Origin of the sequence: Mycobacterium sp. 94-17 (assembly GCF_035617725.1) — a bacterium.
Classification (GTDB): domain Bacteria; phylum Actinomycetota; class Actinomycetes; order Mycobacteriales; family Mycobacteriaceae; genus Mycobacterium.
The window spans coordinates 116,651-131,870 of record NZ_JAPIYN010000010.1 but is presented as its reverse complement, the minus strand read 5'-3'; the positions used below and the strand labels follow the sequence as shown (position 1 = coordinate 131,870).

The following is a 15,220-nucleotide window of genomic DNA, read 5'->3' as shown; positions in this document are numbered from 1 at the left end:
GTCAGTGCAGCAGCTCGGCGGCCCGGTCGGCCAGATCGAGCAGGGGCTGCGGGAAGATACCCAACGCGACGGTGACCGCGGCGCACACCGCGATGGCTGCCTTGCTCAAGATGCCGGGCGCCACCACATGCGGGGTGTCCTCGGTCGCTTCGGTGAAGAACATCGACACGATCACCCGCACATAGAAGTAGGCGGCCACCCCGCTGGCCACCACGCCGACGATCACCAGAGGCGCGGCACCGCCCTGGGCGGCTGCCTTGAACACCGCGAGCTTGCTGACGAATCCGCTCGTCAGGGGGATGCCGGCGAACGCCAACAGGAACATCGAAAACATCACGCCCACAATGGGTGAGCGCTGTCCCAGCCCCGCCCAGTGCGACAGCGTGGCGTCCTCGACTCCGTCGGCGTCGCGGATCAGGCCGACGATGGCGAACGCGCCGACCGTGCTGAAGCTGTAGGCCAGCAGATAGAACAACGTGGCGGACAGGCCCGTGTGGTTGTCCGCGATGACGCCGGTGAGGATGAATCCGACGTGGGCGACCGACGAGTAGGCCAGCATGCGTTTGACGTCGGTCTGGTTCACCGCGGTGATGGTGCCGACCGCCATGGTCAGGATGGAAATGGTCCACAGCACCGGGCGCCACTGGTCGTGCAGCGGCGGCAGCGCCACATAGACGACCCGGAGCAGCGCACCGAAAGCGGCGACCTTGGTGGCCGCGGCCATGAACCCGGTGATGGGGGTGGGCGCGCCTTGGTACACGTCGGGAATCCACGAGTGGAACGGAACGGCGCCGACCTTGAACAGCAGGCCGACCGACAGCAGCGCGACCCCGACCAGCGCCATCGACGTATCGCCCCGCGCGGCGAGCCCATCGCGGATGCCGGTCAGCAGCAGCGTGCCGGTCGCACCGTAGAGCAGGGCGACGCCGTAGAGGAAGAAGGCCGACGAAAACGCGCCCAGCAGAAAGTATTTCATCGCCGACTCCTGGGAGAGCAGGCGGCGATGACGGGCCAGGCCGCACATCAGGTACAGCGGCAGGGACAGTACTTCCAGCGCGACGAACATGGTCAGCAGGTCGTTGGAGGCGGGAAAGACCATCATGCCGCCGACCGACAGCAGCGCCAGCGGGAACAACTCTGTCTGGGCGGCCCCGGCCCGCTCCGCTTCGCGCTCGGCGTCGCTGTCGGGCACCGCGGACGCCTGCGGCGTGAAGGCGTCCAGGCCGCCCGAGCCGGCCGTGCCGACCCCCACGGACACCCTGCTGTCCGCGCCGGCCTGGGTGCGTTCGGCCATGAAGATGACCGCCATGACCGCCACCAGCAGGATCGTGCCCTGTAGGTACAGCGTCGGTCGGTCGATGGCCATGGCGCCCAAAACCGCTGTGCGCCCCGAGCTTGGGATCGAGCGGCTGACGGCGACGACCGCGACGAACGCCGCGATCAAACCGCCGAGCGAGAGCGCCACCTGGCCGGTATAGCGAATTCGTCTGGGCAGGAACGCCTCTGCCAGGACACCTAACACGGCGACGCCGAACACGATGAGCGTCGGGCAGAGCAGGAAGTACTGGATGCTCGGGGTCGGGAGGGTCATCGCGGTCCTTCGGCGGTCCGGTGTAGTTCGGCCGGTCTGGGCGTCGCCACCGGGACGGCCGGCTTGGGGTCGTGCTGGCCGATGGTGGTCATGGTGTTCTCGACGGCGGGATTGATGATGTCGAGCACGGGTTTGGGGTAGATGCCGAGCACCAGCAGCAGCGCGATCAACGGTGCGACGACGACCAATTCGCGCGCGCGCAGATCGCCGATCTTCTCGTTGCCGCTGGCGACCGGCCCGGTCATCACGCGCTGGTAGAGCCACAACATGTAGACGGCCGACAGGACCAGCGCGGTGACCCCGAATCCGGCGGCCAGCCAGTACCGGTTGAAAGTGCCCAGCAGCACCAGGAATTCGCTGATGAAAGGCGCCAGGCCCGGCAGCGACAGGGTGGCCATGGCCGAGACGAGGAAGGTGCCCGCCAGGATCGGCGCGACTTTCTGCACACCGCCGTAGTCGGCGATCGCCCGGCTGCCATGCCGCGATATCAGGAACCCGGCGATCAGGAAGACCGCTGCGGTGGACAGGCCGTGGTTGAGCATGTACAGCGTCGACCCGCTCTGCCCCTGGCTCGTCATCACGAAGATGCCCAGGATGATGAAGCCGAAGTGCGAGATCGAGGTGTACGCGATCAACCGCATGATGTCGGTCTGGCCGATCGCGACGATCGCGCCGTAGATCACCCCGATGACCGCCAGCACCACGATCAGCGGGCGGAAATACGTTGAGGCGCCGGGAAACAGCTGCAGGCAGTAACGCAGCATGCCGAAGGTGCCGACCTTGTCCATCACCGCCATCATCAGCACCGCGGTGGCCGGGGTGGCCTCGACCGCGGCGTCGGGCAGCCAGCGGTGGAACGGCCATAGCGGGGCCTTGATGGCGAAGGCGAACATGAAGCCCAGGAACAACGCCTTGAACACCGCGGAGTCCGCGCCGTAACGGCCCGAGGCGACGCCCGCCACGATCTCGCGGAAGTCGAAGGTGCCCGAACCGTGCTGCGCGGTCACCACATACAGCCCGATCACCGCGGCCAGCATGATCAGACCGCCGAACAGGTTATACAGCAAGAACTTCACCGCCGCGCGCGACCTGCCGGGCCCGCCGCCGAAACCGCCGATCAGAAAGTACATCGGGACGAGCATGGCCTCGAAGAAGACATAGAACAGCAACACGTCGAGCGCGACGACCGAGATCAGCACCATCGACTCGATGGCCAGCGTCAGGGCGACGTAGGCCTGCACCCCGCGGGGGCGATCGCCTCCGTCGTTCCAGCCGGCCACCTGTAGCACTGGAATAAGGACCGCGGTCAGCAGCACCAGCACCACCGCGATGCCGTCGACGCCCAGGGTGTAGCCGGCGCCGAATGCCGGGATCCACTGGTGCTTTTCGACGAATTGGTAAGGCGCTCCGCCGGTCTTGAATCCGGCGGTGACCACGGCGGCCACCGCCAGGGTCAGCAGGCCGACGCCCAGGCCGGTCCACTTGGCCAGCTGTCGCAGCCCGGGCGGCATCAGGATGATCAGCACGGAGCCGGCCAGCGGCACCAGCCACAGCACGCTCAGCCACGGGACGTTGTTCACGAACGCCGCTCCTTAACATCATTTCGGTCACCGGCGCGCATCACCACAGCCGCACCGCCAGGATCAGCGCGACCACCAGCACCGCGCCCGTGAGCATCGACAACGCGTAGTTGCGGGCGAAGCCGGTTTGCAGCCCGCGCAACCGATTCGACGTCGCACTGACCAACGCGGCCAGCGCGTTGACCGAACCGTCGACACCCGCGTCGTCGACCTCGACAAGCGTGTGGGTCAGTTGCGCGCCGGGGCGCATGAAGACCTCCTCGTTGAAGGCGTCACCGTAGAAGTCGTTGCGCACCGCCGTTGTCAACGCCGAGACGGAGAGCGGAGCGACCCGCGCGACGGGCGCCCGGCCGTACCGGAGATAGGCGACCACCACGCCGACCGCCACCAAAACGAGCGCCACGGCGCTGACAGCCCAGGCGGGTACCGCATGGCCGGACTCTTCGTGGACGCCGACAACCGGTTCGAGCCAGTGCTGCAGCGTGCCGCCCACCGCCAGCAGGCCCCCGGAGAACACCGAGCCGACAGCCAGCAGGATCATCGGCCACGCCATCAGGGCCGGCGCCTCATGCGGGTGAGCGCCCGGGGCCCAACGCTTTTCGCCGAAGAAGGTCATCAGCATCACGCGCGTCATGTAGAACGCGGTGACGCCGGCGCCCAGCAGCGCCGCACCGCCCAGCAGGTAGCCCTGGACGCCGCCCTCGTTCAGCGCGGCTTCGATGATCGCGTCCTTGGAGAAGAAGCCCGCGAAGGGCCACACGCCGATGATCGCCAGATATCCCAGTCCAAACGTCGCGAACGTGATCGGCAGTGCCTTGCGCAGCCCGCCGTAGCGACGCATGTTCTGCTCTTCGTGCATCGCGTGGATCACCGCACCGGAGCCGAGGAACAACCCGGCCTTGAAGAAACCGTGGGTGAGCAGGTGCATGATCGCGAAGGCGTAACCGGCCGGGCCGAGGCCGGCCGCGAGCACCATGTAGCCGATCTGACTCATCGTCGATGCCGCCAGCGCCCGCTTGATGTCGTCCTTGGCGCACCCGATGAACGCTCCGAGCAGCAGCGTGACCGCACCCACGAGGACCACGGCCAGCCGTGCGTCCGACGACAGATTGTACAGCGGGTTGGACCGCACGATCAGATACACTCCGGCGGTCACCATGGTGGCGGCGTGGATCAGCGCCGACACCGGGGTGGGGCCCTCCATGGCATCTCCCAGCCAGGCCTGCAGCGGGACCTGGGCGGACTTGGCGCAGGCGCCCAGCAGCAAGAGCAATCCCATGGCGGTCAGCGCGCCCCGACCCGCCGCGGGCGCGCCGGCGAACACCCCGGCATACGACAGGGTGCCAAAGGTGCTGAACATCAAGAACATTCCCAGGGCCAGGCCGGCATCGCCGACCCGGTTCATCACGAACGCCTTCTTGGCCGCGGTGGCCGCCGTGGGCTTGTGGTACCAGAAGCCGATCAGCAGGTAGGACGCCAGGCCCACACCTTCCCAGCCGACGTAGAGCACCACGTAGTTGTCGGCGACGACCAGCAGCAGCATCGAGGCCAGGAACAGGTTGAGGTAGCCGAAGAACCTTCGGCGGTCGGGGTCTTCGGCCATGTAGGCGACCGAATAGATGTGGATCAGCGATCCGACCCCGGTGATCAGCAGGACGAAACAGACCGACAGCTGGTCGATTTGCAGCCCGAGGTCGACCTGGAGCCGGCCGACGGGAATCCAGCTGAACACCGTCTGGTGGATGACGCGGTCGTCGGCGCCGCGGCCGAGAAGCTCGGAGAGTAGGCCCAGGCCCAGACCGAACGCCGAGAGGGCGGTGGCACAGCCCAGCCAATGCCCCCACCGGTCGGTGCGCCTGCCGCCGAACAACAGGACTGCGGCACCGGCCAAGGGCAGCGCGACCAGCAGCGGAGTGTAGTGGGTCATGTTGGCGTCTTCAGCCTTTGAGTAGGTTCGCGTCGTCGACGGACGCCGATTTACGGGTGCGGAAGATGGTCATGATGATGGCCAGGCCGATGACCACCTCGCAGGCGGCGACCACCATCGTGAAGAACGCGATCATCTGCCCGTCCAGATGGCCGTGCATCCGCGCGAACGTGACGAACGCGAGGTTGACCGCGTTGAGCATCAGCTCGATGCACATGAACATCACGATGGCGTTGCGGCGCAACAACACACCGGAGGCACCGACGGTGAACAGCAGCGCCGAAAGATACAGGTAATTGGCCGGATTCACGACGTACCGCCTTGGGAGAGAGTCGGGCTCGGCTCGGGTGACGGGATCTTCTTGCCGTCGGCGCCGCGGCTTTGCAGCATCGGCGACACCGACAGCTTCGAGTACGATCCGTCCGGCAGCAACGCGGCCACGTCGACGGCGTTGTGGCGTGCGTACACACCGGGGCTGGGCATCGGGGTGGGGTGCCCGCCCTCCCGGAATCTCTCCTGGGAGAGCTCGCGCTGTGTCTTACGGCGCTCGAACCGCTCGCGGTGCGCCAGCACCATCGCGCCGACGGCCGCGGTGATCAGCAGCGCACTGGTCAGCTCGAAAGCCCACAGGTATCGCGAAAAGATCAGCGCCGCCAGCCCTTCCACGTTGCCGTTGGCGTTGGCGGTGGTCAGCCCGGCGAAACCGCCGGTGGTCACGTTGCCGATCGCGGCGACGAGCAGAATGCCGAATCCCATGCCGGCCGCCACGGCCGCGATGCGCTGACCGCGCAGCGTCTCCTTGAGCGATTCCGCGGAGTCCACACCGATGAGCATCAGCACGAACAAGAACAGCATCATCACCGCGCCGGTGTAGACCACCACTTGAACCACGCCCAGAAAGAGCGCGTCCTGGATCATGTAGAAGACCGCCAGGATGATCATCGTCATTGCCAGGAACATCGCCGAGTACACCGCGTTGACGGCGGTGACCACCCCGATCGCGCCGATCACGGCCAGCACGCCGAGCACCCAGAAGGCGACCGCCTCGCCGGTGGAGGTGCGCACGATGGTGTCCGGCGCAAAACTCGAGGCCACGGCGACGGCGTGGCCGGACAATCCGGTCACCGGGATTCTCCGGCCTGCCGGATCTCCCGCAACCCGTGTGCGGTCACGTTGCCCTGGTAGTAGTCCTTGTCGGTGCTGCCTTCGGTCCTGGGGTGCGGCGTCGCCTGCATGTCCGGCAGCAGCGGCGCCAGCAGTCGGTCCTTGTCGTAGATCAGGTCGGTGCGGTTGTCGTCGGCCATCTCGTAGTCATTGGTCATCGTCAGCGCCCGGGTGGGGCACGCCTCGATGCACAGTCCGCACCCGATGCACCGCAAATAGTTGATCTGGTAGACCCGCCCGTAGCGTTCGCCGGGCGAATACCTGAGCTCCTCGGTGTTGTCCGCGCCCTCGACATATATCGCGTCGGCCGGGCACGCCCAGGCGCACAGTTCGCACCCGATGCACTTCTCCAGACCGTCCACGTAGCGGTTCAGCTGATGGCGGCCGTGGTAGCGGGGAGCCACGGGGCCCGGCTTTTCCGGATACTCCTCGGTGACGTTCCTTTTGAACATCGATCCGAACGTGACACCGAATCCGGCGACGGCGTCCAGGAATTTAGCCACGTGCTTTCTCCTTGCTCGCGGCCGCCAGGGATTTCTGGCCCTTCGATGGCAGCGGCGGTGTCGGGAATACCGGCGCGGACTCCAGTCCGCTCGGCAGCTTCTTCGCCTGGCGGCGCAGTTGTTTCTCCAGCGAGCGAATACCGGGCGCGGCGAACGGTTTTCGCAGCAGCAGCACGAGTGCCGTGGCGAATACGACGCTGCTGACCACCAGGAGCGGGGTCCAGTGCGCATAGCCCTGGTTGTGCAGCGTGCGGATCACGGCGGCGATCAGCACCCAGACCAGCGAGGCCGGGATCAGCAGCTTCCAGCCCAGCCCCATGAACTGGTCGTAGCGCAGCCGGGGCAGCGAGGCGCGCAGCCAGAAGTAGATGAACAGGAAGGTCCACATCTTCGCGGTGAACCACAGCACCGGCCACCAGCCGGTGTTGGCGCCCGCCCACATGTTCAGCGGCCACGGCGCATGCCAGCCGCCGAAGAACAGGACGGTGGCCAGCGACGACACCGTCATCATGTTGACGTACTCGGCCAGCATGAACATCGCGAACTTCAGCGACGAGTACTCGGTGTGGAACCCCGCGACCAGCTCACCCTCTGCCTCGGGCAGATCGAAAGGTGCCCGGTTGGTTTCGCCGACCATCGAGATGAGGTAGATCACGAACGACGGCAGCAGTAGGAACACGTACCAGACCTTGTCCTGCGCGGCGACGATCTGCGACGTCGACATGGAGCCGGCGTAGAGGAACACCGCCGCGAACGACAGCCCCATCGCCACCTCGTAGGAGATGACCTGGGCGGTGGAGCGCACCCCGCCCAGCAGCGGATAGGTGGACCCGGAAGCCCAGCCGCCCAACACGATTCCGTACACACCGATCGCCGACAGCCCGAGGATGAACAGCACCGCGACCGGCAGGTCGGTCAGCTGCAGCGGCGTGCGGTGGCCGAAGACCGACACCACGGGACCGAACGGGATGAACGCGAAGGCGGTGAACGCCGGAATCGTCGAGATGACCGGCGCCGCGAAGTAGACGAACTTGTCGACCCCGCCGGGGGTGATGGTTTCCTTGAGCGCCAACTTGATTCCGTCGGCCAGGCTCTGCAGGACACCCCACGGTCCCGCCCGATTGGGTCCGGGGCGAAGCTGCATCCAGCCGAGGATCTTGCGTTCGAGCAGGATCGCCACCAGCACGTTGAGCATGAGGAACACGAAGATGGCCAGCGCCTTGCCGAGCACCAGCCACCAGGGGTCGTGCCCGAAAGCGGTCAGCGACGTCGTCATGAGCCGGCTCCGATCTTGACTGTGCTGCCGAGCGGTACGCCGAGTTGGCGATGCACCGCCGAGCCGGGCGAGTTGACCGGCAGCCACACCACCCGGTCGGGCATGTCGGTGATCACCAGCGGCAGGCTGATGGACCCGCGCGGCGTGCTGACGGTGATCGCGTCTCCGTCGGTGGCGCCGATCTCCGCGGCCGTGCCGCCGGACAGCCGAGCGACGGGTTTGCGCGCGGTGCCCGCCAGATGTGGCTCACCGTCTTGCATTCGGCCGTTGTCCAGCATCATCCGCCAGCCGGTCAACACCGCTTGTCCCTTTTCAAGCCCGTTGCCGGGCTCAGACGGCTCCGGGGCCGCGACGTCCGGGCCCGCGGCACGCGTGCCGTCCCAGTACCGCAGCGCTGCCAGTTCGTCGCGAACGACGGCGACGGTGGACGTGCCCAGGTACACGCCCATCTCGTCGGCGAGCGTGTCGAGCACCTGATGATCGGATTGGGCGGCGTCCTGCGTGTTGCGCAACGCCGCCTCGAACGGCCGGAAGCGGCCCTCCCAGTTGACGAATGCGCCGGCCTTCTGCGTCGTCGGCGCGACCGGGAACACCACGTCGGCGCGTTCGGTGACGGGGCTGTGCCGCAGCTCCAGGCTGACGACGAAGCCGACCCGGTCGAGCGCCGCGAGCACCGCCTGGGGGTCGGTGAAATCGCCGGGTTCGACACCGCCCACGAGTAGCGCGCCCAGCGTGCCGTCGGCAGCGGCGGCCAGGATCGTATCCGCGTCACGTCCACTGCCGGAGGGCAATTCGGACACGTTCCACGCCTGAGCGACCTGCGCGCGGGCGGTTTCGTCGCCGACCGGCCTGCCACCGGGCAGCAGGCCCGGCAGCGCACCGGCTTCCAGCGCACCGCGCTCGCCGGCGCGGCGCGGCACCCAGGCCAGGCGGGCGCCGGTGGCCTCGGCGAGCCGGGCCGCGGCGGACAATCCGCCCGGCACCGTGGCAAGCCGTTCGCCGACCATGATGACCGCACCCGCGGTGGACAGCAGGTCGCCCACCTCGCCGGTGGCCAACCCGTCGAGCGCTGAAGCTTCCGCGCCGGGAACGGTTTTGATCAAGCGGCCGGAGAGCTTGCCCAGTGCGCGGGTGGCGAACGGCGCGATCGCATAGACCGGCACCCCGTGCTTGCGGGCCGCCTTGCGCAACCGCAGGAACACGATCGGCGCCTCGTCCTCCGGCTCGAATCCCACCAGTACGACGACCGGTGCCGATTCGAGATCGGAGTAGCTGACGGTGATCGGTGTGCCCGCGATGTGGGCGGCCAGGAAGTCCGCCTCCTCGGCCGAGCCCGGCCGGGCACGAAAGTCGATATCGTTGCTGTCCAACACCATTCGCGCGAACTTGGAGTAGGCGTAGGCGTCCTCGAGCGTTACCCGGCCGCCGACAAGCACACCCGCGCGGCCGCGTGCCGCTTCGAGGCCAGCGGTCGCGACGGCGATCGCGTGCGACCACGATGCCGGATACAGGGAGCCGTCGGCGTCGCGGATCAGGGGAGTGGTGATCACGTCGGGCTGGGTTGCGTAGGTGAAGGCCCACCGGCCCTTGTCGCAGTTCCACTCCTCGTTGACTTCGGGATCGTCGCCGGCCAGCCTGCGCAGCACCTTGCCGCGGCGGTGGTCCGTGCGCTCGGCGCACCCGCCCGCGCAGTGCTCGCAGACGCTGGGGCTGGATACCAGGTCGAACGGGCGGGCCCGGAATCGGTACGAGCTGCCGGTCAGCGCACCCACCGGGCAGATCTGCACCGTGTTGCCCGAGAAGTACGAGTCGAACGGCTCCTCGGCGTAGATGCCGACCTGTTGCAGCGCGCCCCGTTCCTGCATGTCGATGAACGGGTCGCCGGCGATCTGCTCGGAGAACCTGGTGCAGCGGGCACACAGGATGCAACGCTCCCGGTCCAGCAGGACCTGCGAGGAGATGTTGATCGGCTTGGCGAAGGTGCGCTTGACGTCGGTGAAGCGAGAATCGGTGCGGCCGTTGGACATCGCCTGGTTCTGCAGCGGGCATTCGCCGCCCTTGTCGCACATCGGGCAGTCCAGCGGGTGGTTGATGAGCAGCAGCTCCATCACGCCGTGCTGGGCCTTGTCGGCGGCCTCCGAGGTGAGCTGGGTGCGCACCACCATGTCATCGGTCGCCACCGTGGTGCACGAGGCCATCGGCTTGCGCTGGCCTTCCACCTCGACCAGACACTGCCGGCACGCGCCGACCGGGTCCAGCAGCGGGTGGTCGCAGAACCGGGGGATCTGGATACCCATCAATTCGGCGGCCCGGATCACCAGAGTTCCCTTGGGAACGCTGATCTCGTTGCCGTCGATGGTCAGCGTCACCATGTCCGGCGGACGCGGCTCGTCGTCCCTGGGGCCGCCGGTCTCGGTCTTGGCCGCACTGGTCATGAGCGCCGCTCCTTCTCATCGCTTCGCTCTGCGTCGTCACTGGCGCGGGTCATGGGGCTGTCAGGCCTTTCCGTTCGCCGTCAGCATGGAGTCGCGCGGGTCGAAGGGACAGCCGCCGCCCTCGACGTGCGCGACGTATTCGTCGCGGAAGAACTTGATCGAGGACATCACCGGGCTGGCGGCGCCATCGCCCAACGCGCAGAACGACTTTCCGAGGATGGTGTCGGAGATGTCCAGCAGCTTGTCGATGTCTTCGGGGGTGCCCTTACCGGTTTCGAGCCGCTCGTAGATCTGGTCCAGCCAGAAGGTGCCCTCGCGGCACGGTGTGCATTTTCCGCACGACTCGTGCTTGTAGAAGTAGGTCCAGCGCCGCACGGCGCGCACCACGCAGGTGGTCTCGTCGAAGATCTCCAGCGCCTTGGTGCCCAGCATCGAGCCGACGCCGCCGACCCCCTCGTAGTCCAGCGGCACGTCGAGGTGCTCGTCGGTGAGCAGCGGCGTCGACGACCCGCCCGGTGTCCAGAACTTGAGCCGGTGCCCGGCCCGCACACCGCCGGCGTAGGCGAGCAACTCCCGCAACGTGATTCCCAGTGGCGCTTCGTACTGTCCGGGCCGCGCGACGTGGCCGGACAGCGAATACAGCGTGAAGCCGGGGGACTTCTCGCTGCCCATCGAGCGGAACCAGTCCACGCCGTTCGCGATGATCGACGGCACGCTCGCGATCGTCTCGACGTTGTTGATCACCGTGGGGCAGCCATAGAGTCCGGCCACGGCCGGGAAGGGCGGGCGCAGCCGCGGCTGGCCGCGCCGGCCTTCCAGCGAGTCCAGCAGGGCGGTTTCCTCGCCGCAGATGTAGGCGCCGGCACCGGCGTGCACCACCAGCTCCAAATCGAAGCCCGAGCCGTTGATGTCGCGGCCCAGGTAGCCGGCGTCGTAGGCCTCGGCCACCGCGTTCTGCAGGCGGCGCAGCACCGGCAGCACCTCCCCGCGCACATAGATGAACGCGTGGCTGGCCCGGATCGCGTACGCGGCGATGATGACGCCCTCGACGAGGACGTGCGGCGTCGCCAGCATCAGCGGAATGTCTTTGCACGTACCGGGTTCCGACTCGTCGGCGTTGACCACGAGGTAGTGCGGTTTGGCGGCCGCGCCGGTGTCACCCTGCGGGATGAACGACCACTTCGTGCCGGTGGAGAAGCCCGCGCCGCCGCGCCCGCGCAGCCCGGAGTCCTTCACCACCCCGATCACCGCGTCCGGCTCCATCGCCAACGCCTTCTTCATCGCCTCGTAGCCGCCGTGGCGGTAATAGGTCTGCAGGGTCCAGGACTCGGGGTCGTCCCAGAACCGGCTGATGACCGGAGTCAGCGGCGTCGCCTGCGAAGTATCCGAAGTTGTTGTCATCACTGGCCTTCCGGCGCGCCGGGCGCCTGCATGCCGTGTTCCTTGGCTACCTCCAGGCCGGCCAGGGTGGCCGCACCCGCGCCGCCCTGTCCCTGGTCGGGACGCTCGTCGGGCAGGCCGGCCAGGATGCGCGACGTCTCGCGGAAGACGCACAGCGGAGCCCCGCGGGTGGGCGGCCGGGGTTCTCCGGAACGCAGCGAGTCGACCAGTTCGCGCGCCGACTCCGGCGTCTGGTTGTCGTAGAACTCCCAGTTCACCATCACCACGGGCGCGTAGTCGCAGGCGGCGTTGCATTCGATGTGTTGCAACGTGACCGAGCCGTCGGCGGTGGTCTCGTCGTTACCGATGCCCAGATGTTCCTTCAGGGCGTCGAAGATGGCGTCGCCACCCATGATGGCGCACAACGTGTTCGTGCAGACGCCGACCAGGTAGTCGCCGGTGGGGCCGCGCCGGTACATGGTGTAGAAGCTCGCCACCGCGGACACCTCGGCCCCGGTGAGGCCCAGCTGCTCACCGCAGAACTCCAGGCCCGCCGGCGTGAGGTAGGAATCCTGCGACTGCACCAGATGCAGCAAGGGCAGCAGCGCCGAACGCTTGCTGGGGTAGCGGCCGATGATCTCCTTGGCGTCGACCTCCAGCCGCGCCCGCACCTCGGGCGGATACGTCTTGGGCGCGCCCTCGACGACGAACGCGTTGGGCTCCTCCGGTGGCGGGCCGAGCCGGATGAAGACCGGCTGTCCCTGCGGCCCGGTCACCGGTCCACCCCGCCCATGACCGGGTCGATGCTGGCAACCGCGGTGATCAGGTCGGCCACCATCCCGCCCTCGCACATCGCGGCGACCGCTTGCAGGTTGGTGAATGAGGGATCGCGGTAGTGCACCCGGTAGGGCCGGGTGCCGCCGTCGCTGACCATGTGCACACCCAGCTCCCCGCGCGGCGACTCGACCGCCGTGTAGACCTGGCCCGGCGGAACCCTGATGCCCTCGGTGACCAGTTTGAAGTGGTGGATCAGCGATTCCATGGAGCCGCTCATGATCTTGGCGATGTGCTCCGGTGAGTTGCCCATGCCGTCGGGACCCACCTTCAAGTCGGCCGGCCAGGCGATCTTGCCGTCCTCGATCATGGTCGGACCCGGCTTCAGCTTGTCCAGACACTGCTCGACGATCTTGATCGACTCCCACATCTCGTTGACGCGAATGATGTAGCGCCCGTAAGCATCACACGTGTCTTCGGTGATTACGTCGAATTCGTACTTTTCGTAGCCGCAGTATGGTTCGCTCTTGCGCAGATCGTGCGGCAAGCCGGTGGCACGCAGGATGGGGCCGGTGATCCCCAGCGCCATGCAACCGGCCAGATCGAGGTATCCGACGTCCTGGGTGCGGGCCTTCCAGATGGCGTTCTCGTTGAGCAGACCGCCCATTTCGCGCAAAACCTGCCTGAGCCCCTTGAGGCCCTCGGCGATCTCGGTCTCGGCGTTGGGCGGCAAGTCCTGCGCGACGCCGCCGGGGCGGACGTAGGCGCTGTTCATCCGCAGGCCGGTGATCGATTCGAACAGGGTCAGCACGATCTCGCGTCCCCGGAATCCGACGAACATCGGGGTCATGGCGCCCAGCTCCATGCCGCCGGTGGCCAACGCCACCAGGTGGGACGAGATCCGGTTGAGTTCCATCATCATCACCCGGATGACGTTGACCCGCTCCGGGATCTGATCGGTGATGCCGAGCAGCTTCTCCACGCCCAGGCAGTAGGCGGTCTCGTTGAAAAACGGTGAGAGGTAATCCATCCGGGTCACGAACGTGACACCTTGGGTCCAGTAGCGGTATTCGAGGTTCTTCTCGATGCCGGTGTGCAGATACCCGATGCCGCAGCGGGCGTCGGTGACCGTCTCGCCCTCGATCTCGAGGATCAGCCGCAATACCCCGTGCGTGGACGGGTGCTGGGGCCCCATGTTGACGATGATGCGTTCGCCGGGGTCGACGCCGCGGGCGGCTTCGACGACCTTGTCCCAGTCCTGGCCGCCGGCGACCACGAAGGTCTCGCCGGCGCCATCGTGCGTCGATTCGGTGGTAGTGCTCATCAGTTGTACGCTCTCCGCTCGTCGGGCGGGGGTATCTGTGCGCCTTTGAATTCGACCGGGATTCCGCCCAGGGGGTAGTCCTTGCGCTGGGGGTGCCCGTGCCAGTCGTCGGGCATCTCGATGCGGGTCAGCGACGGGTGCCCGTCGAAGATGATGCCGAAGAAGTCGTAGGTCTCCCGTTCGTGCCAGTCGGTGGTCGGATAAATCCGGAACAGCGAGGGGATGTGCGGATCACCGTCGGGCACAGACACTTCCAATCGGACACGACGATTATGCGTGATCGACTGCAACGGATACACCGCGTGCAGTTCGCGTCCCGTCTCGTGCGGGTAGTGCACCCCGCTGACCCCCAGGCACATTTCGAACCGCAACTGCGGGTCGTCGCGCAGCCGGTGCGCGACCCGCTCGAGGGCGTCGCGCCGGACGTGCAGGGTCAGTTCGTCGCGGTACACCACGACTTTCTCGATGGCGTCGGTGAATTCGACGCCGTCCTTGTGCAACGCCGCGGCCAGTGAGTCGACCACCTCGTCGAAGTAGCCGCCGTAGGGCCGCGGGGTGCTGCCCGGCAGCAGGACTTCGCGCACCAGTCGTCCGTATCCGGACGTGTCACCCGAGCCCCTGGCGCCGAACATGCCGTGGCGCACGTCGATCACGTCTTCGTCGGCGCGGGCGATCGCTTCCTGCGGGTCCTGGTTCGGTGAGCTCATCGCAGCAGCCCGCGCATCTCGATCGTGGGCCGGGCAGACAGCGCTGCCTGCTCGGCCTCGGCGATGGCGGTCTCCCGGTTGACGCCCAGCGGCATCTCCTGAATCTTCTCGTGCAGCTTCAGGATTGCGTACAACAGCATCTCCGGCCTGGGTGGGCACCCAGGCAGGTAGATGTCCACCGGAACAACGTGATCGACGCCCTGCACGATCGCGTAGTTGTTGAACATCCCCCCGGATGACGCGCACACCCCCATGGCCAGTACCCATTTCGGCTCGGCCATCTGGTCGTAGATCTGTCGCAGCACCGGAGCCATCTTCTGGCTGACCCGCCCGGCGACGATCATTAGATCGGCCTGCCGGGGGGTCGCGGAGAAGCGCTCCATGCCAAAGCGCGCGATGTCGAATCTTGGTCCGGCCGTTGCCATCATCTCGATGGCGCAGCAGGCCAGCCCGAACGTCGCCGGCCACAGCGAGTTCTTGCGGACGTAACCCGCGACCGTTTCGACTGTGGACAGCAGAATCCCGCCGGGCAGCTGTTCCTCGAGACCCACGTCTTACC

Annotated in this window: 13 protein-coding genes; all 13 read right to left on the bottom strand. The window is 67.1% G+C overall.

What is annotated here, in order from left to right:
• Position 1: 1 nt before the first annotated feature.
• From nuoN to OQ789_RS13880, 13 genes are read right to left on the bottom strand one after another with little or no spacing between them, the layout of a single operon-like run.
• Positions 2-1,591 (bottom strand): NADH-quinone oxidoreductase subunit NuoN, encoded by a 1,590-nt coding sequence (gene nuoN / locus OQ789_RS13940; RefSeq protein WP_324686506.1) that lies wholly within the window; start codon positions 1,589-1,591, stop codon positions 2-4.
• Entirely contained in the window at positions 1,588-3,171 is a 1,584-nt protein-coding gene (locus OQ789_RS13935) for an NADH-quinone oxidoreductase subunit M (protein WP_324686505.1), read from the bottom strand. Before OQ789_RS13935 ends, nuoN begins: the two co-directional genes overlap by 4 nt.
• A 40-nt stretch (positions 3,172-3,211) precedes the next feature.
• Positions 3,212-5,098 carry an NADH-quinone oxidoreductase subunit L gene (gene nuoL, locus OQ789_RS13930; RefSeq protein ID WP_324686504.1) on the bottom strand — a complete coding sequence of 629 codons (1,887 nt, stop codon included), beginning with the start codon at positions 5,096-5,098 and terminating at the stop codon, positions 3,212-3,214.
• A 10-nt stretch (positions 5,099-5,108) separates the two neighbouring features.
• Positions 5,109-5,408 (bottom strand): NADH-quinone oxidoreductase subunit NuoK, encoded by a 300-nt coding sequence (gene nuoK / locus OQ789_RS13925; protein WP_324686503.1) that lies wholly within the window; start codon positions 5,406-5,408, stop codon positions 5,109-5,111.
• Entirely contained in the window at positions 5,405-6,193 is a 789-nt protein-coding gene (locus tag OQ789_RS13920) for an NADH-quinone oxidoreductase subunit J (RefSeq protein WP_324686575.1), read from the bottom strand. The genes nuoK and OQ789_RS13920 overlap by 4 nt, the downstream gene beginning before the upstream one ends.
• A gap of 26 nt (positions 6,194-6,219) precedes the next feature.
• Positions 6,220-6,765: an NADH-quinone oxidoreductase subunit NuoI gene (gene nuoI / locus OQ789_RS13915; RefSeq protein WP_324686502.1), complete on the bottom strand. Its 546-nt coding sequence runs from the start codon at positions 6,763-6,765 to the stop codon at positions 6,220-6,222.
• Positions 6,758-8,029, bottom strand: coding sequence for an NADH-quinone oxidoreductase subunit NuoH (nuoH, locus tag OQ789_RS13910; protein ID WP_324686574.1), 1,272 nt, complete (start codon positions 8,027-8,029; stop codon positions 6,758-6,760). Before nuoH ends, nuoI begins: the two co-directional genes overlap by 8 nt.
• An 8-nt stretch (positions 8,030-8,037) precedes the next feature.
• The gene (locus tag OQ789_RS13905) at positions 8,038-10,476 is read right to left on the bottom strand and encodes an NADH-quinone oxidoreductase subunit G (protein WP_324686501.1); all 2,439 of its coding nucleotides are present in this window, start codon (positions 10,474-10,476) and stop codon (positions 8,038-8,040) included.
• Between the two features lie 60 nt (positions 10,477-10,536).
• On the bottom strand, positions 10,537-11,877 hold the full coding sequence (gene nuoF, locus OQ789_RS13900) for an NADH-quinone oxidoreductase subunit NuoF (protein ID WP_324686500.1): 1,341 nt from the start codon (positions 11,875-11,877) through the stop codon (positions 10,537-10,539).
• Positions 11,877-12,632: an NADH-quinone oxidoreductase subunit NuoE gene (gene nuoE / locus OQ789_RS13895; protein ID WP_324686499.1), complete on the bottom strand. Its 756-nt coding sequence runs from the start codon at positions 12,630-12,632 to the stop codon at positions 11,877-11,879. The genes nuoF and nuoE overlap by 1 nt, the downstream gene beginning before the upstream one ends.
• Entirely contained in the window at positions 12,629-13,954 is a 1,326-nt protein-coding gene (gene nuoD / locus OQ789_RS13890) for an NADH dehydrogenase (quinone) subunit D (RefSeq protein WP_324686498.1), read from the bottom strand. The genes nuoE and nuoD overlap by 4 nt, the downstream gene beginning before the upstream one ends.
• Positions 13,954-14,661, bottom strand: a complete 708-nt coding sequence (locus OQ789_RS13885; RefSeq protein WP_324686497.1) for an NADH-quinone oxidoreductase subunit C — start codon at positions 14,659-14,661, stop codon at positions 13,954-13,956. The genes nuoD and OQ789_RS13885 overlap by 1 nt, the downstream gene beginning before the upstream one ends.
• A complete protein-coding gene (locus tag OQ789_RS13880) occupies positions 14,658-15,212 on the bottom strand; it encodes an NADH-quinone oxidoreductase subunit B family protein (protein WP_324686496.1) in 555 nt (184 codons plus the stop codon). Before OQ789_RS13880 ends, OQ789_RS13885 begins: the two co-directional genes overlap by 4 nt.
• Positions 15,213-15,220 lie beyond the last annotated feature (8 nt).